The organism is Microscilla marina ATCC 23134, assembly GCF_000169175.1.
Classification (GTDB): Bacteria; Bacteroidota; Bacteroidia; order Cytophagales; family Microscillaceae; genus Microscilla; species Microscilla marina.
Window position 1 is genome coordinate 140727 of record NZ_AAWS01000009.1, and the last position, 25790, is coordinate 166516.

Genomic DNA, 25790 nt, shown 5'->3' on the forward strand with positions numbered 1-25790 from the left:
CTTATTCTTTGGTGATAATTGCATAAACCTTATCGGGTAATTTGTATTTATTAATGAATGCACGAATCTGACGTTGTTGATCCTCACTCAGTGCTGGAATCTGTACTACAAAATCGTACTCTCCCTGAAATTCGCCCAGCGCATAACTAAACTTTGGGATGATATTTTTTTCGATAATTTCGCGCAATGAGTAACGATAATATTGCAAACTGGAGGCTTCGCTGAGGTAATAGATATAGCGGCGATTTCTCTGATACGTTTGGTTGATGATCACGATCTCCTGGCTCAGTCCTAACCTTCGGTTGAGCTCTTCTTCGAGCACCATCGTTTGGTTACTGATGGCGATTTCCAGCTGGGTGACCACCCTAAAAGCCACAAACTTTGCGTATAAGGTTTTGATGGGGGTAAGCATTACTTGCAGCCAAGCCAAATGCCGTGCTTGCCCCTTTTTGAGGTACGAAGGCACTAGCCAACGTACAAATTTGTTCCAGTCAATGGTCATGCTTTTACTTATTTTATAAAGGAGTTTTTAAAGTGAGGTGATCTTTGAGTGGGTGTGCATTGTCTATTTTTACATAGCCCGATTTGGGGATGTACACCCGGTTTACTGGAGTGTAAGTTTCTCCACTTGCCTTTGCTTCAAATAATGTAATGACAACATCTTCTACTCCTGCCACTGCCTGAACTGCATCCACAATTTTAGATTTCAGTATTTTACCGTCAAAGGGCAGGTTGGCTAAGTGCTGTTTGATAGTGGTTTCTATGCTTGTTTTGAATGGGGCAGGTTCCAGCAAGGGATTGTAGTATACTTCCAGGCTGAGCCTTGCGATGTCGCCAGGCAAGCTATTAACCAGAATATACGCCCCTGGCGGTTGGAGACGATCAATGTAGGCTCTGGCCGCTGCCAGTTCGCCTGCCGAAAGTTGCCCCGGCTGTCCGTTCACCGTTTTGGCTACCTTGAGCGTGGCAACGTTGTCATTGCCGCTGGCCACCGAAATGGCGGCTTGGCTGATGATTTGTTTTTCGGGAGATACCTGGGCATAACCCAGTGCTCCATTTTGATCCCTGACGAGGTTGTCTCCGTACTGAAATTTTGTTGCCTGTAGCACAAACCATTCTGCCGAGCCAAATATGCTTTGTGCGAGCCGGGCTTCCACTGCTGCCTTGTGTCGGTCAAAGAGTTGCTCCAGCGTCCAGACTGCCATGGCCACCACATAGAGCCAGAGTCGCCAGATCGCAAAATTAGAAGGAGAGTCCAGGGCATCGAGCTTGGGTTCAGCAGCCTTGGCCGCCAGCAGTTCGTTGCGTATTTGAGTAAGGGTTCTTGCCATGGTTGTTTGCTTGTATACTTAAACAAAAATGGTTTTGAAGATGGATTTTGACTAATTGTTTTAATACCAACACTAATCAATCCTGTAAATCCTAAAATCACTTTAATCTTAGTATAGTATTTAATTTCCTGTTTTTACAATTACCGCCTGGGGCAACTTATTTTGAAAGTACTTGACTAAGGGCAAGTCACGAATGTCTACTTTATCAGGGTCATACCTGACCTTGGTGCCCGCTGCAATCTCCTCATCCAGCGAAAGCGTGGGGTTGTCGTCCAGAAGCACAAAAAATGCCTGGGGGTTGCCATAAAGTTGCAGGGCAAGGTCTATGATGTTTTGTCCCTCGTAAGTAGTATAAACTTGCATAATATCTATATCGGTGTATCAATCATCGCTTTGCGCCAACCATCAAACCATTAGCGAAGCGAAACCATTTAACCATTTAATTACTCCACCCCGCCTCAATCTGCACCAGTTCGTGCCCTTCTCCCTGGGTCAGGTCAATGCGGACAGATTCTATGGTTTGCCCATCGAGCTCCAGTTGCAGCTCAATCTCGGCGCGCATCTCGCTCAAATCCCGGTTTTCGTCGCCCAGAAATATGTGTAGCCCAACACCTGCCTGGGGGGTAGCACGCAAATCCCCTTTGTTTGCCACCAAGTGATGTGCCTGATGCTGTACGGTGGCATCGCCCAAGGCAAAGTCACCGTTTTCAAAAGCGAGGTCTCCATCCACTTCCGAGAGCAGAATATCTATCACCTTGCGCCATTTGTTAGGGTCAGTTGTCGCCATCGCCGTGCGTTACTTTTTTGTTGATGATCGAATCTTTTAATACCCCGGTCTGTTTGCCCGCCACAGCTCCCTTGAGGGAGGCTTGCAACGCTGAGGGGCTGCCATTGCCAGGTTCGGGCACGGGGGCACCAGATAGTACCTGAACCAAACCATCCAGGATTGCCTTGTTCTTGTTCCACTCGGTTTTGAGCTCTTTGATTTTGATCAGTCCACCTGCACTGTCTCCATTGAGCGAAAGCTGATCGGCAGCCAGCTTCAGGCTCAAATCACCCACTTTCAATTGGTGGGCATCCTGGCTCAGGTTTACTTCCAAATCACCGTTTTTGTAGCTCAAACCTGCTTCGCTCAACTCGGCAAAGCTGTCTTCGCTAAACCGGATGATAAGCTTTTCTACTTCCCCAAAACTGGTCACATACGCCTCACTTTCCGAGGCTTCGAGCATCGATACAATCACCGCACTGCCTATTTTGGGAATAAAAACTACCCCGCCAATCACTTCACTGTTTATACTTGCCACCAGACGTACATCGGGCAGGGGAGCCTCACCCCCCAAAGGCTGCACTTCGCAAGTGCGGGCAACTTCGTCTACCTCTATCACCGTACCCCGGATGTTTTTGCTGTCAGTGGGTAAAGCCTCCATAATCCGCCTGATAGAGGCAATAAAAGCGTTGATATTTTCATCCATAGTTTACTGTGCCCTCCTTCCAATTTTGACGGCTCGCTTGAAGCCCCCGGTTTTGCTGATCGTGGTTTTTACTTCATCTACAAAATACAATCCCTCGCGTTCGGGGTAGTCAGCATCCCGGATTTGGCAACGTGCCGAATGCACCACGTGTGGAATGCCCAGGGTTTTGATTCCCCCCTTGTAGCCCTCGTAGCGGTACAGCTTGACCTTCTCGTTGGCAATTTTTTGCAAGGTATCCTTGTCCGCAATGGGTTCGGGCGAAATCCAGGTTCTCAGCTCGCCTTCTTCGCTGCCTGCGTACACTTCCAGTTTTTGATTGTTTTTGAGGTATGAAGTCGCCTTGAGCTTAATCTTGATGTCCTCCTTGCGGCGATATTCCAACTCGGTAGCAAGTACATTGCGCTGTAAGTCATACACCACAGGTGCTTCATCTACCCCAGTAGTAGCCGCTACATCCTCTGAATAAGGCAAGCCCACGTACAACTGCTTGCCCCGGAAATACATCGCCAGCCCGTAGTTGTCTTTGAGCTTTTGCAACACTTTGGCGGCGCTGGCATTGGCCACCCGAAAGGGGGCAAGGGCTACTTCGGGCACCTCTTTGGGGTTCACAAACTCCACCTCAAAGCCTTTTATAGCTTCTTCAATTACTTCCTTCAAAGTGGCGTGCTTCCAGGTTTTGTTGAGGTTGGAGCGCTGCAAATGGTAGACCTCATCCACACAATGCATCTCGAAGGGTTGGTTGGGGAGCAGCCGGGCAATGTAACCTTTGAATTCGGTATGCAACTTACCGTCGTAGCCCAGCTTTATTTCTACTCCATCTCCTTCTTTGAGCTGCTTGTTGAACTGACCCCGTAACCTGCCCAATTTGATCACGGCCATATCACCCAGATTTTTCCAGGAACTGGTGATTTCCAGCGAGGTAAAGCTGTCTAACAGGTACTGCGCCCCACCAGCAGCAGGGGTAAATATGACTTGGGTGTTGAATGTGAGCATGGGGGCAACTTAGCAATGCCCAGGTGGTTTTGGGTAAGAGTTTTTTGGGGGATTGAGGTTTGAGGGGGTGAGGTGTTGTTTTCTTAAAGAATCAGTCGATATTTTAGCTGTATTGGCAACTTGAATGACCAACGACAACAAACAACATAATAACCACCCTATACACCTCAAAGTCTGAAATTTTGTGTATATTGAGAGCACAAAAGGTAGTATAATCAATTGACTTGTGAGTAAATCTCTGATAGCCAAACACTTGTAAGGTCTGAAACCCTCTAGAGCTTTTTACACTATGGGAGGTTTCAGACTTTACAAGGTTAAAAACTTTTGCCTCAACTTTGATTTGAGCCTGTAAATGCTCATTTTTATCCATTATTTCACGGGGCTTAATCGGATCATTTAGAAATTGAAATTTTATAACGGGTCTTGTGCTGCTTTCCCTCCTTGCTGGGCTTAATCGGATCATTTAGAAATTGAAATAAGGTGCTACCAACCAAGGAGCAGCCACCAGCCACGGCTTAATCGGATCATTTAGAAATTGAAATAGTGTGCACTCGAGTATGTTTCTGTACCCCCTGCAAAGGCTTAATCGGATCATTTAGAAATTGAAATAACATTGCATCTCGTGTTCACCACTTACCACCAATTGGCTTAATCGGATCATTTAGAAATTGAAATAAGGTGCTACCAACCAAGGAGCAGCCACCAGCCACGGCTTAATCGGATCATTTAGAAATTGAAATAGAGTTCTTAAAATGGCTTCCCCAGTTGCTATATCAGGGCTTAATCGGATCATTTAGAAATTGAAATAAACCTGTTATATCCAAAACAAAAGCTATTAGCTTTGGCTTAATCGGATCATTCAGAAATTGACAGCAGTCGTCGTGTGTATAAAACTTTTTGGGTGTACTTAAGTATATCATTCAGTGCATCATCCTAAACGTTTTGATTTTACACCTTTCTTTAGCTACCATTTTACCTCTGTAATTTACCAACCCCTAAACAAATACCCCATACTCTTGCCAAATCCCACCTAGTTTGAAAGCAAAAATGTCCCATGAAAATCTATGAGTTTGCTCTCAAAATGCGGGACCTGGCAAGTTCCAAAGTGGAAAAGCTAAACAAGCTGGCTGGCAATACCAGGTCTAAGGTAGAACAGCTCGGAGCTCAGGCAAGCAAGGCAGCGGGCAAGTTTCAGCAACGCTTCCCGGCGGCAAGTCGTGCGGTAGCTGCTGTAGGCAATGCCGTCTCAAGGGTCACCCGTAAAATGGGCAAGCTTCGTCAGGTAGTGGCTTCGGGGGTGATGGCTGCCTTTAAAGGACTCAAAAAAGCCATGCTTGCTATAGGCGTGGCAGCTACCCTTGCCTTTGGGGTGGCTACCAAAGAAAGTATGGGCTTCAATGCCCAGATGAGTAGAGTCCAGGCCATCAGTAATGCTAATGCCAAGGAGTTTCAGGTACTCAGAAACAAGGCGCTGGAAATGGGCAAAACGACCAGGTTCAGCGCCAGAGAAGCGGGGCAAGGTTTAGAGTATTTGGGAATGGCGGGCTTTTCGGCCAAAGATGCGGCCAGTGCCTTGGGTGGAGTACTTGACCTGGCGGCGGCTTCGGGAATGGACTTGGGGCGTACCGCCGACATTGCCTCCAATGCCATCTCTGCCTTCGGGCTCAGTGCCAACCAAAGCGACCGGGTGGCCGATGTATTTGCCAAAACGATTACTTCATCCAACACCAACCTCGAAATGCTTGCCGAGAGTATGAAGTACCTGGCACCCACGGCAAGGGCTTTGGGGGTAAGCCTGGAAGAATCGGCTTCGGCCATTGGTATTCTGGGCGACAATGGTTTGCAGGGTTCGGTGGCCACCACTACCCTGGCTTCGGGCTTCAACCGCCTTGCCAAACCCACCCGCCAAATGCGTACCCTGATGAAAGGCTTAGGGATTGAAATGTTTGATGCCAGGGGCAAGTTCAAAGGCATCGCCGGGATGATTCAGGAACTCAACCGGGTCACGGTAAATATGACCGATCAGCAAAAACAAGCCACCATTGCCACCCTTTATGGTTCTGAGGCCACCAAAAATATGCTATCGCTACTCAACGGAGAAAAGAAGCTGAAAATTGATGCGGCCAATGCTACCCAGGTAGCGCTGATGAAGCGACTCATTGGGGAAAAACGTTTGCAGGCCGCGCTTAAAAAAGGGGGTGAAATCACCCTCAAAGGAGCCGAGGCAATCAAGGGTTATGATATTGTGCTCAATACCGCAGCGGGTACCGCCAGGAAAATGGCCAAAACCATGGAAGATAACCTGGCGGGGGATGTGACCAAGGCAAAGTCGGCTTTCAGCGGCTTGATGATTGAAATTGGTGACCGCTTTGACCCTTTCCTGCGCCGGATGACTCAATCAATGACAGGAGTGCTGAGCAACCTGGGCGAAAACTTCGGAACGTATTACAAAACCCTCAGCGATGCTTTTGCTCCTTTGCGTAAAGCCTTTGGGCAGTTCAAACGCGATTTGTTGGGGGCACAAGGCAGTCTGGACGATTTTGGCAATGCTTCACTTGGCGTAAAAGAAGTAGTACAAGGTATTGCCCAGGCAGTCAGCTTTGTTTCTCCTTTTATTGCGACCATGCTCAGCAATATCTCAGGTTTGATCAACCGCCTTGCCACTACCTTTGCCCCCATGAAAGATCGTCTTCAGCAACTATTGGGTGGGCTACGCACCAACCTGCTGATGGTTAGCCAGGACGTGTGGAACATTGCGGGCAACCTGATTGGGGCACTATCACCCCTGATTGAGGTAGTACTCAACGTGGCAAACACTATTATGGACAACTTTGGGCACATCTGGAAGGCAATTAACGGGGTGGTAAATATGGTATTGCCTTTTGTCTATCAGCTTGCCGATTCGTTTCGGGCAAACGTAGATGTAGGCGGCTTGCTGGGCAATGTCATGGGAGGAGTCACGGCAGTGATCAATGGTTTGCGCCCAGTGCTTCGGGTGATTTTACGTCTGCTCACTCCTTTGGGCAAACTCTTTTTGTGGATTGGGGGCATTTTGCTCAAAGTGGTAGGGGTTGCCTTTGAAGGTTTGGGTAACATTGTGGGCAAAGTATTTGGTGGCATAGGCGATTTGTTCAACTGGTTGATTGACAAGTTTAGCTGGGTGTTCAACAAGATAAAACAAGGGCTGCGCCTGATTGGGGTGATGTCGAAAGAAGCAGACAGCGTGAGTCAAAAACAAAAGGATAAAATCCAGCAAGATAAAAAGCCAAAGCCTAAAACTATTGCCGAAGAACAACAGGAAAAGGAAGAAAAAGAGCGCAAAAAACGCCTCAAAAAACTACAGGATGAGATAGATACCTTCAACAAAGACCGTAAGAAAAAAACGGTGGGTACGATGACTGGTGCGGCTTTCAATACCTTGATTACCCCCACTAAACAATCTGGTAAGACCACCACGGCAACCCCGGAGAGCAGCGGTGGGGCAAGCACCACCAGTGCGAGTGGCATGAACAAAATCACGGGCGGAGGCAGCAAACAGGTCAATATCAATATTACCATTGGCAACATCATCGGCATGAACGTAGACAGCATCAACAACCTGGATGCGAAAGGTCAGGAGGTGCAACAATCAGCCGATTTTATTGTACAGGAGATTGTCCGCAAGATCAATGGGGCGATGATGGTGCAGGAGGGGTAGATGGTACTGAAAAAAACAGCGAGTTTTTTGTTGTAAGGAACGTTATATAAGAATGTTATCCAACATTTATTCAGCAAGTAAGCTGATTTAAAGATCAAGTAATTTCACTTAAAATATAACAAATTAGTGCATTTAAAAAGATATAAAACTAAAGCCAAATAATATAACACTTTGTATATGCAATTTGGTAAATTTGTGGAGAGCGTTCATTAAACTGTGCTTTTTCAAAAAATGATCATTGATTATCAGTACTTTATATTTTTTTGACACAGTTGAGTGAACAGTCCCAATTTGTGATAAAGACTAATAACGTATTTTATTAATTCATCATGTCTAACAAAATGAAATCTTTAATCTCTTTATACCTGGCATTCAATATATTGATTGTTTCAGTTGGGATTAATGTGTTCAAACATTCTTGTCAGACATTACAAACGGTTTCAGTCTCAACACATTCCTCTAGTGAGATGTCTTGCTGTTGCACAGGTGGAACCAATGAGGCTTTGTGCAAAATGCCTCATCACCAAACTCAAGCACAGGATGAAAACGTGCCTACACCCGATGACGACTGTTGTACTAATGAAATTACTTCTTTTAAAACTGAAGTCTTTGCCCCTAAGTTTAAGACTACAACTATAGCGTTTGCTGGCACCTTACCTGTGTTTATTATTTCTTCTGAAGAGATAACTCCTGTATTTTTGGAGAAAAATCTTACTGATTTTACTGATTCTTCACCACCTCTCACTGGGCAACAACAAGTTATTTTATATCAAGCCTTTCTTTTATAGTTCTTCATACACTTCCCTCGTTGGTGTACTGAGGTTTTACGTTTTTTGGTTCAGCATCAAAATACGTTATGAAACTTATTGCCTCATTCATCAATCCCATCTTTTTGTTTATTCTTTCATTTCAAACAAGCTTTTGAGTAAAAGCATATTGTTTATCAGACGATATAAACATGTGGAACTATATTATTAGATTCTTTTTAGAAAATAAATTATTTACCCTTCTCCTGCTCATGGTATTTGTAGGTTGGGGAATCATAACGGCTCCTTTTAATTGGGATATAGGCTTGCCAAATGATCCTGTACCTGTAGATGCAATTCCTGATATTGGAGAAAACCAACAAATTATTTTCACTGAGTGGAAAGGTCGCTCTCCTCAAGATATAGAAGATCAAATTACCTATCCACTGACTACTGCTTTACTAGGTATTCCAGGCGTAAAAACCATTCGAAGCAATTCCATGTTTGGCTATTCGAGTATCTATGTAATCTTTGAAGAAAACGTTGAGTTTTACTGGAGTCGCTCCAGAATGCTAGAAAAGCTCAACTCTCTGCCAAAAGGACTGTTGCCCGAAGGTGTACAGCCTTCATTAGGTCCAGATGCCACAGCTTTAGGACAAGTATTTTGGTATACCTTGGAAGGCCGTGATGAACAAGGTAAAGTAACTGGAGGTTGGGGACTGGAGGAACTCCGTAGTGTGCAGGACTTCTATGTAAAATATGGACTTGCATCTGCCACAGGAGTTTCTGAGGTGGCATCTATTGGAGGGCACTTGCGTGAATATCAGATAGAGCTTAACCCTGAAGCGCTTAAAGCACATCATATTAGTATGTCCCAAGTAGTGACAGGGGTAAAAAGCAGTAATCTCGATATTGGTGCCAAAACTCTTGAAATCAATCAAGCAGAGTATTTTGTACGAGGGTTGGGGTATATTAAAAATGCCAAAGACCTGGAGGAAGCGGTCGTAAGTGTTAAAAACGATATTCCGCTTCGTATTCGTGACATTGCAACCGTGCAAATTGGTCCAACTACCCGAAGAGGAGTACTAGATAAGTCAGGAGCTGAAGTCGTAGGTGGGGTAATCATTGCCCGTTATGGTGCCAATCCACTGGAGGTGATCAATGAAGTAAAAGCCAAGATTAAAGAAATAGAAGCTGGATTGCCCAGTAAAACCTTGAGTGATGGTAGAGTTTCCAAGGTAAAAATTATTCCTTTTTATGATCGTACCCAACTTATTTATGAAACCTTGGGTACACTCAATGAAGCGCTTACTTTAGAAATTTTAATTACGATCATTGTAATTATTGTAATGGTACAAAACCTACGAGCTTCGGTGCTTATTGCGGGTTTGCTTCCGGTGGCAGTACTCATGACTTTTATTGCAATGCGTTATTTTAGTATAGATGCCAATATCGTAGCATTATCAGGAATTGCGATTGCTATTGGAACGATGGTAGACGTAGGCATTGTGCTTTCTGAAAACATGCTCAAGCACCTTGAAGAAGCCCCTACTGGACAATCAAAACTTGATACCATATTTAAAGGTGCTGTAGAAGTAGCCCCCGCAATTGTTACAGCCATGGCTACTACTATTGTGAGCTTTATTCCCGTGTTTACAATGGAAGCAGCCGAGGGTAAACTTTTTCGTCCGTTAGCTTTTACTAAAACTTTTGCCTTAGTGTCAGCCATGATTGTTTCATTGGCATTTATTCCGATGCTTGCTCACCTACTTTTTTCTTTCCGGCTTAGCCGAAGGAAGATAAGGTTAGGCTTTGCTTTCGCTTTGCTATTGAGTTCGGGGTATGTGCTTATAAGCTGGAGTACCTTAACAGGCATCTTTTTGCTGACTTTCACCTTGGTGAATCTGGTGCAGGTCTGGTTGATGCCACACTATGAAAAGCATTTTAAATGGGGTTATATTGGCATAGCTTTGTTGGGGGTAACCTATTTGCTCACCCAAAACTGGCTACCATTGGGAACAAATGCCAGTTTCCCGCTTAATTTTATCTTCGTAGCAGGCATTATTACCTTTGTTTTAGGGCTATTCTTTTTGGTCATCCGCTACTATCCTTATTTACTAGGTTGGTGCCTTAGTCATAAACGGACTTTTTTGCTGATCCCCACTTTTTTACTGTTATGGGGCGCAGCAGTTTGGCTTGGCTTTGATGCTGTCTTTAGTAAGGTAGCCCAAGGTTTTGACCTGGTAGGAGTGAATCTGCGTAGCACTCGCCCCTGGGCTTATTTGACTCACCAGTTTCCAGGTATAAGCAAAGAGTTTATGCCTGCCTTGGATGAAGGTGCTTTTTTGCTGATGCCTACTTCTATGCCTCACTCAGGAGTACAGTATAATACCCAAACGCTGCAACAACTGGATATGTTGGTAACTGCTATTCCAGAAGTAGAATTAGTAGTGGGTAAACTTGGTCGGGTAGAAAGTGCTCTCGATCCAGCACCTATCTCGATGTATGAAAACGTGATTTTATATCGCAGCGAGTTCAAAACAGATAAAAACGGACATAAGATTAGGTTTAAAGTAGATGACAAAGGGCAGTTTGTACGCGATAATCAAAGTCAGTTGATTCCAAACTCTAGGGGTAAGCATTTTCGTCAGTGGCGTGAGCATATCAAGTCACCTGATGATATCTGGCAGGAGATCGTCAAAGTAACAAAAATCCCAGGTGTTACTTCGGCTCCCAAATTACAGCCAATTGAGACTCGTTTGATTATGTTACAAACTGGAATGCGGGCTCCTATGGGGATTAAAGTAAAAGGGCCTGATTTGAAAACCATTGAGAGTTTTGGCATGCAGCTGGAAAAACTACTCAAAGAAGTCCCATCGGTCAAACAAGAAGCAGTATTTGCGGATAGAATAGTGGGCAAACCTTATTTAAATATTCGTATTGATCGCCATAAAATAGCTCGTTATGGTCTTACTATTCGACAAGTACAACAATACATTCAGGTAGCAGTAGGAGGCATGTCTCAAACTATGACAGTTGAAGGACGAGAAAGATACTCGGTACGAGTTCGTTACGCCCGTGAATTGCGGGATGACCCAGAGTCTTTAAAGAATATCCTCATTCCCACACAAGATGGCAAACAGATTCCACTAGGAAGCCTCACCCAGATTGAATACACCCAAGGACCACAATCTATCAAGAGTGAAGATACGTTTTTGCTGGGATATGTCTTATTCGATAAAAAGGATGGCTACTCTGAGGTAGATGCTGTAGAAAATGCTCAGAAGTACATTCAACAAAAAATCGTTCAGGGAAAACTCAAAGTCCCTGCTGGGGTCAGTTTTAGGTTTTCAGGAAGCTATGAGAATCAAATCAGGGCTGAAAAGCGCTTAGCCTTGGTGGTGCCACTTTGTTTGGGAGTTATATTAATACTTCTATACTTTCAATTTAAATCCCTCATCACTGCCTTTATTGTTTTTTCCGGGATTGCAGTCGCCTTTGCCGGAGGGTTTATTATGATTTGGTTGTATGGACAAGGTTGGTTTTTAAACTTTTCCCTGTTTGATAATAATCTGCGTGATTTATTCCAAATCAACCCGGTGAATCTAAGTGTGGCTGTTTGGGTTGGCTTTATCGCTTTGTTTGGCATTGCCACTGATGATGGAGTAGTAATGACAACCTATCTAGATCAAAACTTTAAGGCAAACATACCCAAAACCAAAGAAGAAATTCGCCAAAAGGTATTGGAAGCCGGAATGCGTCGGATAAGACCTTGTTTAATGACCACTGGAACCACTTTATTAGCATTGTTACCCATTCTTACTTCTTCAGGGAGGGGGGCTGACATTATGATTCCAATGGCGATTCCTTCTTTTGGGGGAATGGCCATTGCACTCATCACATTGTTTGTAGTGCCAGTATTATACTCCGTTTGGCAAGAAAATAAACTACGAACTAAAACCTCCATAAATAATGAAGCAGCATAATCATTTAAAAGTCCTTTGGTTAATTAGTTGGCTAATGATAGGGGTTACTTCTTCTGGTAAATCCCAAACTATTTTACAGCAACATCTACAAAAGCTTTTATTTAACCATCAAGGCATTAAAGTTATAGAAATCCAACAGTTGGCAGCTCAGAAACAAGCAGGCATGGTAGGGTATTTACCTGACCCGGAAGTAGGGTTGGGAATATTTGCTCTGCCTGTGGAAACTCGTCTGGGAGCACAACGATTTCGTTTTTCAGTTTCTCAGGCTTTGCCTTGGAAAGGCACTCTTAAACAGCAAAGAGTCATTGCACAAAAACAAGCAAAGGTAGTGGCCACCAGGATTCCTGTGTTGCAGAATCGGTTGATATGGCAGTTCAAAAAGTCCTACTACCCTTTGTATATGCTTCGTCAGGATAGCCTTCTTTATGTCAAATATCTGGATATTTTATCTGTTTATCAAAAACTGACCAGGCAAAAGTACGAAACTGGTAAAGCAAGCATGGTAGACATCATCAGGGTGCGTACTGAAACCCGTCAAATCAATACCCAGCTTCAGTTATTGAGCCTAAAGTGTCAAGAATTTACCGAAGCATTGAAAGGTTTATTGTTTCTGGAAGGCAATCAGGTTATTGCGGTGGATGATAGCTTGGGTTCACCGAAACGACTTTTGATTAACTCTCCTGGGATATTTGTGGATAGTGCTTACCAAAGTAATCCTCAGTTTGGTGTGTGGGAAAGTCAAGCGCAATTACTGGAAAGCAAACATTGGATGACGCAACTGATGAGTAAGCCTACGATTAAATTTGGGCTTGATTATATCAATGTGAGTGCTCGTTCTGAGGTAGATATTCCTCAAAACGGAAGAGATGCCTTAATGGGAAGAGTAGGGGTTAAAATACCTTTGAACCAAAAAACTTATCGGGTTGAACGGCAGCAAATTCGCATTCAACAAGAAGAGTTAAAGTTAAAGGCTTCGGTACTGAAAAATAATTTAAGAAGTCGTTTCCAGCAACTGCTGGTAAGCTATGAATTGACTCAAACTCAGTTAAGACTTTACAAGCAGCAAATCACGGATGTTCAGGAAGCCATCCGTATTCAATCTACCACCTTTGCTTCTTCAGGTAAAGGTTTTGAAGAAGTTCTGCGATTTCAACAGCAAATACTCAAATATGAGTTGGCCAGAAATAAAGTGTTGTTAAAGCAGTTTATGATCAAGGCTGAAATAGAAATGTTACTAGGAAAAACACAATAAACCCAAGATACTTATGAAGTATATTGTTCACAAATTATTAATCATCTGGATTGTATTCACTTTACAAGCCTGTGGTACAGGTGCAAAAACGAACCATACCAATGGCAACGATACTATAGCCATTGATAAGCACGCTCATCATAAACACTCCAAAGCTGAATCAGGTGCTACTAAACCAGAAAAGAAAAAAACATTGAGCCCCCGAAGAATGGCGATGAGTGATGTGGGTGAAAATCATATTCATATTGACTATGGTGCCCCTAGTGTCAGGAATAGAGTTATTTGGGGTGGACTGGTGGCTTATGACAAAGTATGGGCTAGTGGAGCACACTCTGCTACCAGCATTACTTTCGCTAAAGATGTAGTAGTAAATGGTAAGCAGATAAAAGCAGGTAAATATGCATTTTTTACTATTCCTGGCAAGGATATGTGGACACTTATTATCAATAAAAACCACGTCCAACACCTGGCAGATGACTACCAGGAGAAAGAAGATATCATAAGGGTCAAAGTAAAACCAACCATGCTTGAGTCGCCCCAAGAGCAGCTCAAGTATGAGGTAATTACCACAGACAAAGGTGAAGCTGTTGTTTCTTTAAGCTGGGAAAAAATGAAGGTGTCATTCACTGTGAAAAATGATTAATTCTGCCCTATGAAAAACATGGTGAGTAAATTTAAAAAATACCTGCCTATACTTTGGGTGGTGTTAGGGATTTTTATTGGTTGGTTGCTATTTGGTACAGGAAGCGGAACCGATTCGCATTCAGGTCACAGTTATCAGCAGACATCAAGCAAAAAAGTAAGCAAGGCATCAGAAGTTTGGACTTGTTCTATGCATCCCCAAATAAGGCAACCTGAACCAGGCCAATGCCCTATTTGTGGCATGGATTTGATTTTGCAAAAGGATAATAATAGCGATGATTCCCCTTATCGCCTGGTGATGACCCAAAATGCGGTAGCTTTGGCTGGCATCCAAACGTCAGTAATTAATGAAGCCCGTCCTGAGAAAGAAGTCCGATTAACGGGAAAAATCAAAATGGATGAACGACAAATGTTCACCCAAGTTTCTCACGTCAAAGGGCGTATAGACCGATTGTATGTAAATTATACCGGAGAAAACATTGTAAAAGGGCAGCGATTGGCCTCATTATATGCTCCAGGGTTACTTACTGCTCAAAAGGAACTGATAGAAGCTCTTAATTATGAGCAAACCAATCCGGCATTGGTCAAGGCAACTCGCAATAAGCTACGCTATTTACGACTTACTGAAGCCCAGATCAAGCGCATAGAAAAAGATAAAAAGGTACAAACCAATTTTGATATTTATGCTGATGTATCAGGGGTAGTCATCAAACGAAAGGTGGCTTTAGGTAATTATGTTCAAGAAGGATCACCCATGTTTAAAGTTGCTAACCTTAATGCTTTATGGGTAATTTTTGATGCTTATGAAAGTGACTTGGCTTGGTTGAAAGTAGGTGAAGTGATTAAATTTAAGGTAGCTGCTTATCCTGATCAGGTGCTAGATAGTCGAATTACCTTCATTGACCCGATGATTAACCCTCAAACCCGTACTGCAAATGTAAGAGCCGAAATACTGAATAAGGGGCTAAAACTCAAACCTGAAATGTTTGTGGAAGGGTTGGTAAAAGCACATTTGCCTTTTAATAATACGGCGCTTATTGTACCAAAATCTGCGGTGATGTGGACAGGTAAACGATCGGTAGTGTACATCAAAGATACTAAGGAAAAGGTACCCATCTTTGAGATGAGGGAAGTAACGTTGGGGCAACCACTGGGAAACAGCTATATCATTAAAGAGGGATTGAAAAAAGGAGAAGAAGTCGTGACCAATGGCACATTTGCGATTGATGCAGCAGCTCAGTTGAATAACAAACTGAGTATGATGAACAAAAACATAGAGATTAAAGGTCAAAAAAACTCTGCAAAAAAAGAGAGGAAAGAAGGGGTTAAAATCACGGATTATAGTAAAACTACCCCTACGCCATTTAAAAATCAATTAAAAGAATTAGTCAAAGCATACCTGAGCTTCAAAGATGCCTTTGTAAAAACAGATGCTACCCAGATCAATGCTCAAGCCACACTTATGAGTAATCGCCTGAAAAAAGTAAACATGGGTTTGCTCAAAGGTAAAGCACATATAACTTGGATGAAGCACTTGACTCAAATCAAAACGGCAACAAAGGCGATCAATAAAGCCAAAAATGTGGAGAAACAACGTACCCATTTCGAGCAATTGTCTAATATACTCATTGCTGTAGTGAAAAGTTTTGGAGTCAATGAAATCACACTTTATAAGCAATATTGCCCAATGGCTTTTGATAATAGAGGTGCTTTTTGGCTGAGTGACAAGGAAGAAATTCGTAACCCATATTTTGGTGACAAGATGCTGAAATGTGGTAGTATAAAAGAGACTATCAAATTTTAATTTTAACTAAACAAATCATGAGAAAAATCAATGTGAAAATTTGGTATGCTGCCTTGGTAATGGCCTTGACGATGGGGTTGCAAAGCTGTGGCAGTGGTGAGAAAAAACAAGCTGATGCTACTTCAAAAGATGGAAGGAGTACTGCTAGTATTGATGGAGAAAAAAAGAATTCCAAAAACTCTGCTTTGGGTGATGCTATTTCGGAAGAAGCTATGCTTCACGTAGCCAGCTTACTGGACAACTATCTGGCATTGAAAAATGCCCTGGTAGCTGGAGATGCTGAAAAAGCAAAGTCTTCGGCTCAGACTACTTTAACTTCTTTGGAGAAATTTGATATTTCTTCGCTTACAGGTAAACTCAAAAAAGTGTATGGTAGTCAACTGGACATGATTAAAACCCACAATACTAAGATATCCAAAGCAACCGATGTGGTTGCTCAGCGTGAGGAACTCGATATGCTCTCTATGCACATGTTGGTGCTGGTAAAAACTTTTAAAGCCAATCAAATACCTTTGTATAAGCAGCATTGCCCAATGGCTTTTGACAGTAAAGGCGCGGGGTGGCTTAGTGAAAAGAGAAAAATTCGTAATCCATACTTTGGTGAGAAAATGCTCAAGTGTGGGAGTATAAAAGATAGCATAATGGCCAACTAAACTATAAAAAGTATCACAAGGGTGAAAGCTTTCGCCTTTGTGATTTTTCAAGCTTATGGAAGATCATTATTTAATACACATCAAAAATATGGTATGTGCCCGTTGTATCACTTCGGTCAAAGATATTTTGACAGATTTAGCTATACTTTATCAGAAGGTTAGTCTGGGCGAAATAATACTGAAAAAAGAACTTACCGACACCGAACAAAAGAATTTAAACGAAAAGCTTTTAGAAGTAGGTTTTGAACTGTTACAATCTACAAAGTCAACTTTAATTTCAAGAATTAAAACTCTTCTGATTGAACAGATACATTACCAAGAAGAACCCTTGGCGGTGAACTACTCTACTTTTTTAGCAGAAAAACTGCACCAGGAATATGGTTACCTGAGTCGCTTGTTTTCATCAGTAGAAGGAGTCACTATCGAAAAATACATAGCCCAACAAAGAATTGAAAAAGTAAAAGAGTTGTTGTTTTACAATGAGCTCACCTTGTCTGAGATTGCTTTTCAAATGCATTATAGCAGTACCGCTCACCTTTCGGCTCAGTTTAAAAAACAAACCGGGATGACTCCTACTCAATTTAAAAAGGAAAAGTCATTTCAACGACGCAGCTTGGATCAAATATGATCATAATTTTATGCGAAAAAATAATCAAACTTGATCATGGGCAGCCAATGTCAAAGGGTGAGATTAAATCCTTATAATAAAATTTTATCAGCCACAATTATTAATGTTATGTATGCCCATTGATGATTAAAGCTAACCAGACTTAATTATCTCTTGTTTTTTTAATAAAAATATGGATCACTCAAATCACAATAACTCATCTCATAACCATCAGGAGCATCATCGAATGATGATCCGTGATTTTAGAAAACGGTTTTGGATAGCTACGGGGCTATCCATACCTGTTTTGTTACTTTCACCAATGATTCAATCCTTTTTAGGGTTGGATTGGTCATTTTCGGCGCAACCCTACTTTCTTTTCGTTTTTGCGTCATTTATTTTTGGCTATGGAGGCTACCCTTTTTTGATGGGCTTAGTAAAAGAAATCAGGGACAAAGCCCTTGGTATGATGACACTTATTTCTATTGCTATTACGGTAGCTTACACATATAGCAGTGCAGTAGTGTTTGGACTTCCTGGCAAAATGTTTTTTTGGGAGTTGGCTACACTCATTGACCTCATGTTGGTTGGACATTGGATTGAGATGCGATCAGTGGTGGGTGCATCCAAAGCACTGGAAAAACTGGCTCGCTTGATGCCATCCGAAGCTCATTTGATCGAAAACGGCCAGATCAAGGATGTATCCATCGATCAACTCAAGAAAGGGGATGTAATTCTGGTCAAATCCTTCGACAAAGTCCCGGCAGATGGGGAAATCGTAGAAGGAGAAAGTTATATCAATGAATCGATGCTTACCGGAGAATCAAAGCCCATAAAAAAAAACGTTGGTGATCAGGTAATCGGAGGATCAGTCAATGGTAATAGTTCCCTGAAAATAATCATAGAAAAAACAGGGAAAGAAGGTTACCTGCAACAAGTAATTGGTCTGGTAGAAGAAGCTCAAAATAAACAATCTAAAACCCAACATTTGGCTGATAAAGCCGCCAAATGGTTAGCTTATATTGCCTTGACTTCAGGAGTTATTACTCTAACAGTGTGGTGGGCTTTGGGCTATGATTTTGTGTATGCATTAGAACGAATGGTAACAGTTATGGTGATTTCCTGCCCCCATGCTTTGGGTTTGGCCATTCCTTTGGTGGTGGCTATTTCTACAGCTCTATCTGCCCAAAACGGAATATTGATTCGCAACCGTACTGCTTTTGAAAACGCTCGTAATATATCTGCTGTTGTGTTTGATAAAACGGGTACTTTGACTTTGGGGGACTTTAGTGTAACCAGAATAGTAAACATTGATCAAAAGTACTCAGAAAAAGAGATTATTTTGTTAGCTGGTGCTCTGGAACAAAATTCTGAGCACCCCATTGCTCAGGGTATCCTCAAAAAAGCAGAAGAATGGAAACTGAGCCTTCCAACTACATCAAATTTTGGGGCGATCACAGGCAAAGGAGTAACAGCTACTGTTGATGGTAAAAATATTAAAGTCGTAAGCCCTGGTTACTTGAAGGAACAAAATATCTCCATACCTAACAATGCGTATCAAAATGAGGTAGAAACTGTGGTGTTTATATTGTTGGAGAATGCTCTTATTGGCAGTATAGCACTCGCAGATAAGATTAGACCTGAGTCAAAACAGGCAATTGATACTCTCAAAAAAAATGGAATAAAGGTAATGATGGCCACCGGAGATAATGAGCGAACTGCCAAGGCTGTCAGTGAGGAACTAGGGCTGGATAAATACTTTGCGCAGGTTTTGCCTCACGAAAAAGTAGAAGTAGTCAAACAGCTACAAAAACAAGGAGAGTTTGTAGCCATGACAGGTGATGGGGTAAATGATGCTCCCGCTTTGGCTGAAGCAGGTGTTGGCATTGCAATTGGGTCAGGAACCGACGTTGCGGTTGAAACAGCTGATATTATTCTTGTAAACAGCAATCCACAAGATATTGCCCAACTTATACTATTTGGTAAAGCTACTTATCGTAAAATGACTCAAAATCTTATTTGGGCAACTGCTTATAATGCGTTGGCTCTACCTCTGGCTGCTGGAGTCTTATATCCTATTGGTTTTACTTTGAGTCCAGCACTAGGAGCAGTACTTATGAGCTTAAGTACAATTGTAGTAGCAATCAATGCTCAACTATTAAAAAAACAAGTTAAAGCTAAATTATAATTATTTAAAACATTGTTTAAAGTTCTTCCAAGTAGTTTTTACCAGCGCTGCAACGTTACCATCAGGAATGTTTTGAGTATCTCCTCTCATTTAACTTAACCCAAAAAGCAGGAGATACTTCCCCGAAGTAATTTGAATCAAATACAGTCATAATTTCATAAAACTCTCCGCAAATGATGTAATACAACAATGATGAAAACTGGCGAAATTTGTAGTATCAATTAAGACAAAGACAACAATGAACACTACAAGTTTACTTAAGATAAATACACCTGAACCTGATTTGGTAAAACAGTCTTTTCCTGTAACTGGCATGAGTTGTGCTGCCTGTGCTGCCAGTGTAGAGGCGATACTTGGCAATACAGAAGGAGTAAAGCAAGCAAGTGTAAATTTTGCCTCTAACTCAGTATTAGTAGAATACCAAAACACTTTGGCTCCAGCTGAAATGAGCAAGGCATTGCAAGGGGGTGGCTATGATATTATTACGGATACAGCCGACTCTTTGGGGGTGCAGCAACAAGTCCAAAACAAACAATATAGGCTCTTAAAACAACAAACTACCTGGGCAGCCATCTTCACTTTGCCAGTTTTTGTCATAGGCATGTTTTTTATGGATTGGCAACCTGGCAGGTGGATTTCAGCTGTATTAACTATCCCTGTATTATTTTACTTTGGTAAGCGGTTCTTTATAAACGCCTGGAAACAAGCCCAACACAAAAAGGCAAATATGGATACGCTGGTTGCGTTGAGCACTGGTATTGCTTTTTTGTTTAGCCTGTTTAATACACTGTTTCCAGAAGTTTTACAAAGCAAAGGTTTTGCCCCTCATGTATATTATGAAGCAGCTACCGTCATCATTACTTTTATTTCGTTTGGGAAACTACTCGAAGAAAGAGCCAAAGCCAGTACCTCGTCAGCCATAAAAAAACTGATTGGGTTGCAACCCAAAACGCTTTGGGTGGTGATAGATGGAGAAGAGCAAGAAATTGACATTCAAGCGGTAGCACTTGGCATGCACATTGTGGTGCGTCCAGGCGAGAAAATACCCGTAGATGGACGGGTAATCAAGGGCAGTTCTTTTGTAGACGAAAGTATGATTACAGGCGAGCCAATGCCTGTAGAAAAAAAGGCAGAAGACAAACTCTTTGCGGGCACCATCAACCAAAAAGGAAGCCTTCGTTTTGAGGCTGAAAGGGTAGGGCAAGAAACGTTGTTGGCTCAAATTATTAAAATGGTACAAGAAGCACAAGGAAGCAAAGCACCCGTGCAAAAACTGGTAGACAAGGTGGCAGGTATATTTGTGCCTGTGGTGATGCTTATCTCTATATTAACCTTTGTGGCTTGGTTTACCTTTGGTGGCGAACAAGCCCTTACTCAAGCATTGCTCAATGCCATTGCGGTATTAGTGATTGCCTGTCCTTGTGCTTTGGGGCTGGCCACACCCACTGCCATTATGGTAGGCATAGGCAAAGGGGCAGAGCACAACATTTTGATTAAAGATGCTGAAAGCTTGGAACTGGCACACCAAGTAAATGCGGTAGTACTTGACAAAACAGGCACCATTACCGAGGGCACGCCATCGGTGAAAGATATGGTGTGGTTAGAGTCTGAGCAGATGTCACATTGGCAGGGTATACTCATTGCAATAGAGCAGCAATCTGAACACCCCTTGGCAGAGGCAATTGTACAAACCCTCAGAGAACAAGGAACAAACCCTCAAGCCATTGAGCAATTCTATAGTATTACTGGTAAGGGAGCAGTAGCTACTGATACTACTGGCAACACCTATTATGTTGGCAACCATCGCTTGTTGGAAGAATATAAGATTGAGATTTCGGCGGCACTTACTCAACAAGTGCGACAATGGCAAAGCCAAGCCTACACTGTAGTATTTTTTGCCAACAGTACTCAAGTTTTAGCAGTCTTTGCCATTACTGATCAAATTAAGGAAACCTCTTATCAGGTAATACAACAACTGCAAACCCAAGGAGTAGAAGTGTATATGCTCACGGGTGATAATCACCAAACCGCCAAAGCAGTTGCCCAACAAGTAGGTATTCGATATTTTGAGGCAGAAATGTTGCCTCAAGACAAGCAGGCCTTTGTGCAAGGTCTACAAGCCCAAGGCAAAGTAGTGGCAATGGTTGGCGATGGTATCAATGATTCACAAGCGTTGACGCAGGCAAATGTAAGCATTGCCATGGGTAAAGGATCAGATATAGCTATGGATGTTGCCCAAATCACCTTAATCACCTCCGATTTGGCTTTAGTGCCCAAGGCTTTCAAGCTTTCTACCAAAACCGTGAAGGGGGTAAGGCAAAATTTGTTTTGGGCATTTATCTACAATATAGTGGGTATTCCCTTAGCAGCTGGAGTATTTTATTCTTTCAATGGTTTTTTAGTAAACCCTATGTTAGCAGGAGCAGCCATGGCTTTTAGTTCAGTATCGGTGGTTGCCAACAGCTTGCGTTTAAAAATGATTCGTCTTTAAAAAAGACTGTTTCATTCAAATTAGATTATTGAAGTTTGTGTAACCAAAAACCAAAATTACCCATGAATACACTTAAGTTTAAGACCAATATACAATGTAATGGATGTTTGACGAAAGTTACTCCTCATCTTAATCAACTAGAAGCAATTAAGGATTGGGAGGTTGATTTGAAAAGTCTCAACAGAGTACTTACTGTACGTACAGCCACAAATGAAGCGCAAGAGCAGGTTATTGATAAATTAAAAGCAATAGGTTTTTTTGCCAGAGAAATATGACTTTAAGTGTCTTTCATTGTATTTAAACTCTATGCTTGTTATTGCTCAGATTTATCTAAGCTCGGCTTTGGTCTTTTGTAATATTAGCTAAATTGCTTTATATGCCCTAAATAAGCATTGTTACACTATCACCTTTTTTGGACGACCGTGCAAAATTAGATTTAATACAAAAGTGTTTGTAAACAAAACCTTAAATATTAGCCCAATGTTTGCCTGAAATATTCCTAAAAATGAGTTTTTTCTATAAAAAAATGCTTAGTAAAACTCATTTTTAGAATAAGTGGTTTTAAAATGACCAAAGTCGAGCGAAGAGCTTTTTTAAAATTAGCCGTTGTCAGTTATTCGAATTTTTACGTGTTTGGATTTGGCTATTTTTAACGATGCATGGTAAAGAAAATTTAAACTAAAAATGGTCAGTTATTACGAACTTGTCACTTAGTTATGACAGGCTCTACTTTTGTATAATCCTCAATGTAACAAGAATTATCTTTCCACCCCCTCAATCCCCCGAAAAATCTCCACCACCAATGGTACCACTACCGCGTTTCCGTAGCCTTTGATCGACTCGTTTCGGAGGCGAGGAATGGTAATTCCGTCCACAGGGGCGGGAAACCCATCATCTCCGCCACAAACCGGGGATTGAGTTTGCCAATCGGGGCGGAACCTGTAGTCTTGCCTTGGGGCGGGGTAGGTGTATCTCCATTTTGGGTTGAGTGATTCATCGCAAATTTGTGGGCAATGCCTGGCAGCGATTCGTAGTTTGTTTTCACCTTTTCGCCCCTTAGTTTTTTGTACTTCCTTCCGTGCATGCCCTTCCAGTCTCTCACTGTGGGGGCGGGTAGTAGCTTCATAGTCGCCATTCTGCCCAGGTTCAGGCTGTAGCTGTTCTTGCCATCTTTGCTCTGCCGTCTCCCGTTGGGGGTAAGGGTACAGAGGCTGCTTGGTTCCTGGGTAGTGGGGGTAGGCAGAAGCGAATGAAACATGGCATAGTCGAGTATACTGTTGGGGCGTAGCTTGCCTGCCATTCGGCTCGTCATGGTTTTGGCTCCCATTTCCTTGAGGCGGGCGACCCGTTCGGGATGATCGCGCTGCACTACGGTGGGTGTAGGCCAAAAACCAGACCCGGTCTCTTCGGTGGGGCGCTTCGACGGCACAAGCCGGAATAACGACCGGCTGGACGCTGTAGCCGAGGGCTTCGAAGTCTTCACATATTCGGTGGATAACGGCTTCGGCTTCCATTGTTCGGTGTATTGTTTCGCCCTCAGCATTGGTCCCGCCTTCCAGGTGAGCCACACTCGGCTGGAGTACCATCGTGGCGATTCCAGCAACGTTTTCACCCAGCACCCAAGTGGGTCTGATCTCTCGTATAGCGCGAAGCATTTCCGGCCAGAGATAACGCTTGTCGTTAATTCCTTTGCGTTTTCCGGCCTGGCTGAATGGCTGGCAGGGAAATCCTCCGGTAAGGAGGTCGATTTGCCCGTAGTGGGGGGTAAAGTCGGTTTGTCTGATGTCTTCATAGTGGGTGGTGTCTGGCCAGTAGTGGCGGAGAATGGTTTGGCAAAAAGGGTTGTTTTCGACGGTGAAAACATTAACCCAGCCCATTCTTTCGGCGGCTAAATCGAAGCCGCCCATACCACTAAAGAGGCTGGCGTGTCTCATAAATAAAAATGGTGTTTATACTATTGGTTTTCAGTATATTACTAGTAGTTTATACGTACACCACAGCTATCAACTGAACGCTGTGGACTATTTACCTTGAATTTTCGGGAAGCGGGCTGGTATCAGTAAATGCGTCCGCTTTGTCTTGATTGAGCCTCAACTCCACTGCCTCGTCTGAAATACATTCCAGCGTATAGGGCTTAAACTCAATGCCTCCTTCGGGGTCGCCAAAACGCGCCGACAAGATGGCAAGCTCCCGAATGCCAAAGGCACCAAGTAGTTCATTATTTACCTTGAGACTGCTGCGTTTTTTGATGAGTTTCATCAACCTGCGTAGCTCATCCAGCGGAGCGCTGCCTGCTTGTTCGCTGACCAAAAAGCCCCGAATGGTGAGCTTAAAATTGTCCAGCCCCATATCTTCCAGTACATTGGTTTCGGCGTTCACCATTTGGTTGATCACAATAGATTTAGAGGTACTCACCTCAATGAGCGGTTCCAGGGGAAAAGCATAATCATCCAGCTTCAGGGGCATCATAATAGGCGTGCTCAACAAGCTTTGTTTTTTGCCCTTACCCAAAAGCGCCGAAGGGGTATAGCTTTCTACCAGATTGCCTGGCTTGGTCAGCCCTGGATATACAATGAACCTTCCGAAGGCTCTTTGGTACAATTGGTTTAAGTCGTAGGTCATTTAGTCGGGAGTTAGGAGTTGGTAGTCGGGAGTTTTTTATTATACAATTATTAAATTTGCGATAATGAGAGTAAGTATTTCATACTCATTAATTTTTGTTACTTAAGGTCTCAGAATATAGCAGTGAGCTATCGACCAATGCTGTTTAACTGTGTTGAGCTCACTACGTTCGGTTCCTTAAGGATTGAGCATTTGAACAAACAGACACGTGAGCTATCTGCGACGGGCTAAAGCTAATGAGAGCTTTGCTCCACTCCGCCGCACGGAGAAGCTCATGGCTAAGGACTTGAGGCTGTAACTGAAAACTCTCGTCTACTGACTATAGACTCCCGACTGACTCACATTCACCGCCGTTTGTTTGCGTTCTTCGTCTCTGATGTATTCCAGCAGGGCAATTTGCCGGGCAAACTCATCGTCTGAAAGCGAATCTATCTCGGTGCTGCTCAGGGAAAAGTAGTACCGCAAAAAGCCTTCGTGGATGGCTTCCCATTGTTCCATGTCCACTTTTTCGCCTTTGATGCGGTACTCGGCTACTTTTTTACCAGCTCTACTATTTTCCGGGTTTTGAGTTCCTGAATTGCAGCAAGTACGCCCATATAGGCAAAGTCGTCCTGGCGGAGCTCGTTCAGGTCGCCTTCCTGCCAAATCATTTCCAGCAAGTGCATTTCAGTGCCGAAAGGTTTGTTGGCGGTGTTGCGTTTTTCGGCTTGTTTGCGTTGTTTGCGGCTAGGTTTTGCCACCTTACCCACAAAACCTTTGACCTTAAGCTCGTAGAGGTTTTCGTCTGCCAAAAAACGGGTTTCTGCATCGGGTATTTCTACCCAGGGCTCAAACTCATTCAAGGCAGCCTCATACAAATCTTCGTTCATGAGCCAGGCTTCATTGCCCGCCAGCCAACAGCTTTTAAAGAGCAAATCTTCAAAATCAATGGTGGTTTTGCCTTTTTTAAACTGGGCAATGGCCACCCGCATAATGGGTAAGTCGGGGCGGCGCAGCCAAAGCCTGTGTCCTTCGCCATCATCGGCAGCCAATACCTCCCCAAAAGTTGCCTTCCACTGAGTTTCTTCTTCTACAGTGGGTGGGGTGGTTCGGTACTTTTGCTCTCCGTGAGTGAAAAATTCGGGGGTGTTGTTTTCTTGTATTTGTGTCATGTTTTAAAAAAAGATTGTTAAAAAAAATGCTGGGGTTATTACAATTGTTTCGCCTTTCGGCTGATTGTTCAATTGTTAAAATTGTTCGCGAAGTGACTCAGAATGGCTTCGCCCAACCATAAAACAATTTAACAATCAGCGCAGCGCAATAATAT

At 43.0% G+C, this 25790-nt stretch carries 21 protein-coding genes and 1 CRISPR repeat array; of the genes, 11 read left to right on the forward strand and 10 right to left on the reverse strand.

The window, feature by feature from the left end; translation table 11 throughout:
- Nucleotide 1 precedes the first annotated feature (1 nt).
- From M23134_RS10045 to M23134_RS10070, 6 genes are all read right to left on the reverse strand, one after another.
- Nucleotides 2–502, reverse strand: a complete 501-nt coding sequence (locus M23134_RS10045; RefSeq protein WP_004155644.1) for a hypothetical protein — start codon at nt 500–502, stop codon at nt 2–4.
- Between the two features lie 13 nt (nt 503–515).
- Complete coding sequence (locus M23134_RS10050) at nt 516–1331, reverse strand: hypothetical protein (RefSeq protein ID WP_004155646.1); 816 nt, start codon at nt 1329–1331, stop codon at nt 516–518.
- A 120-nt stretch (nt 1332–1451) separates the two neighbouring features.
- Nucleotides 1452–1694: a hypothetical protein gene (locus M23134_RS10055; protein ID WP_004155648.1), complete on the reverse strand. Its 243-nt coding sequence runs from the start codon at nt 1692–1694 to the stop codon at nt 1452–1454.
- Nucleotides 1695–1770: 76 nt separating this feature from the next.
- Nucleotides 1771–2118, reverse strand: a complete 348-nt coding sequence (locus M23134_RS10060; RefSeq protein ID WP_004155649.1) for a hypothetical protein — start codon at nt 2116–2118, stop codon at nt 1771–1773.
- Nucleotides 2105–2803: a hypothetical protein gene (locus M23134_RS37825; RefSeq protein ID WP_004155651.1), complete on the reverse strand. Its 699-nt coding sequence runs from the start codon at nt 2801–2803 to the stop codon at nt 2105–2107. Before M23134_RS37825 ends, M23134_RS10060 begins: the two co-directional genes overlap by 14 nt.
- 3 nt (nt 2804–2806) lie before the next feature.
- Nucleotides 2807–3796, reverse strand: coding sequence for a hypothetical protein (locus tag M23134_RS10070; RefSeq protein ID WP_004155652.1), 990 nt, complete (start codon nt 3794–3796; stop codon nt 2807–2809).
- A gap of 380 nt (nt 3797–4176) precedes the next feature.
- A CRISPR array of direct repeats spans nt 4177–4670; the repeat unit is 31 nt; unit sequence GGCTTAATCGGATCATTTAGAAATTGAAATA.
- Between the two features lie 180 nt (nt 4671–4850).
- Here M23134_RS10070 and M23134_RS37830 point away from each other — a divergent pair.
- The 11 genes from M23134_RS37830 to M23134_RS10130 all read left to right on the forward strand — a co-directional run bounded on the left by M23134_RS37830 (nt 4851) and on the right by M23134_RS10130 (nt 22137).
- Complete coding sequence (locus M23134_RS37830) at nt 4851–7493, forward strand: phage tail tape measure protein (RefSeq protein WP_053337280.1); 2643 nt, start codon at nt 4851–4853, stop codon at nt 7491–7493.
- A 341-nt stretch (nt 7494–7834) separates the two neighbouring features.
- Nucleotides 7835–8281 (forward strand): hypothetical protein, encoded by a 447-nt coding sequence (locus M23134_RS10085; RefSeq protein ID WP_157558421.1) that lies wholly within the window; start codon nt 7835–7837, stop codon nt 8279–8281.
- A gap of 170 nt (nt 8282–8451) precedes the next feature.
- Nucleotides 8452–12225: an efflux RND transporter permease subunit gene (locus M23134_RS10090; protein WP_004155667.1), complete on the forward strand. Its 3774-nt coding sequence runs from the start codon at nt 8452–8454 to the stop codon at nt 12223–12225.
- Nucleotides 12212–13477, forward strand: a complete 1266-nt coding sequence (locus tag M23134_RS10095) for a TolC family protein (RefSeq protein WP_045113322.1) — start codon at nt 12212–12214, stop codon at nt 13475–13477. The genes M23134_RS10090 and M23134_RS10095 overlap by 14 nt, the downstream gene beginning before the upstream one ends.
- Nucleotides 13478–13490: 13 nt before the next feature.
- Complete coding sequence (locus M23134_RS10100) at nt 13491–14120, forward strand: DUF2911 domain-containing protein (protein WP_004155672.1); 630 nt, start codon at nt 13491–13493, stop codon at nt 14118–14120.
- Nucleotides 14121–14138: 18 nt separating this feature from the next.
- Nucleotides 14139–15923, forward strand: coding sequence for an efflux RND transporter periplasmic adaptor subunit (locus M23134_RS10105; protein ID WP_053337284.1), 1785 nt, complete (start codon nt 14139–14141; stop codon nt 15921–15923).
- Between the two features lie 17 nt (nt 15924–15940).
- Nucleotides 15941–16576, forward strand: a complete 636-nt coding sequence (locus tag M23134_RS10110) for a DUF3347 domain-containing protein (protein WP_004155679.1) — start codon at nt 15941–15943, stop codon at nt 16574–16576.
- Between the two features lie 55 nt (nt 16577–16631).
- The gene (locus M23134_RS10115) at nt 16632–17204 is read left to right on the forward strand and encodes a helix-turn-helix domain-containing protein (protein WP_004155680.1); all 573 of its coding nucleotides are present in this window, start codon (nt 16632–16634) and stop codon (nt 17202–17204) included.
- A gap of 172 nt (nt 17205–17376) precedes the next feature.
- Nucleotides 17377–19371, forward strand: a complete 1995-nt coding sequence (locus M23134_RS10120) for a copper-translocating P-type ATPase (protein ID WP_004155684.1) — start codon at nt 17377–17379, stop codon at nt 19369–19371.
- Nucleotides 19372–19609: 238 nt separating this feature from the next.
- A complete protein-coding gene (locus tag M23134_RS10125) occupies nt 19610–21862 on the forward strand; it encodes a heavy metal translocating P-type ATPase (RefSeq protein WP_004155685.1) in 2253 nt (750 codons plus the stop codon).
- Between the two features lie 62 nt (nt 21863–21924).
- Nucleotides 21925–22137 (forward strand): heavy-metal-associated domain-containing protein, encoded by a 213-nt coding sequence (locus tag M23134_RS10130; protein WP_045113323.1) that lies wholly within the window; start codon nt 21925–21927, stop codon nt 22135–22137.
- Nucleotides 22138–22620: 483 nt separating this feature from the next.
- Here the strand turns inward: M23134_RS10130 and dcm are convergent, their stop codons facing one another.
- The 4 genes from dcm to M23134_RS10150 all read right to left on the reverse strand — a co-directional run bounded on the left by dcm (nt 22621) and on the right by M23134_RS10150 (nt 25635).
- Nucleotides 22621–23796 carry a DNA (cytosine-5-)-methyltransferase gene (gene dcm, locus M23134_RS10135; protein WP_004155689.1) on the reverse strand — a complete coding sequence of 392 codons (1176 nt, stop codon included), beginning with the start codon at nt 23794–23796 and terminating at the stop codon, nt 22621–22623.
- Between the two features lie 91 nt (nt 23797–23887).
- Complete coding sequence (locus tag M23134_RS10140) at nt 23888–24484, reverse strand: DUF6046 domain-containing protein (RefSeq protein WP_004155691.1); 597 nt, start codon at nt 24482–24484, stop codon at nt 23888–23890.
- 312 nt (nt 24485–24796) lie between these two features.
- Nucleotides 24797–24982 (reverse strand): hypothetical protein, encoded by a 186-nt coding sequence (locus M23134_RS10145; protein WP_002698042.1) that lies wholly within the window; start codon nt 24980–24982, stop codon nt 24797–24799.
- Between the two features lie 32 nt (nt 24983–25014).
- Nucleotides 25015–25635, reverse strand: coding sequence for a hypothetical protein (locus M23134_RS10150; RefSeq protein WP_004155697.1), 621 nt, complete (start codon nt 25633–25635; stop codon nt 25015–25017).
- Nucleotides 25636–25790: the final 155 nt, after the last annotated feature.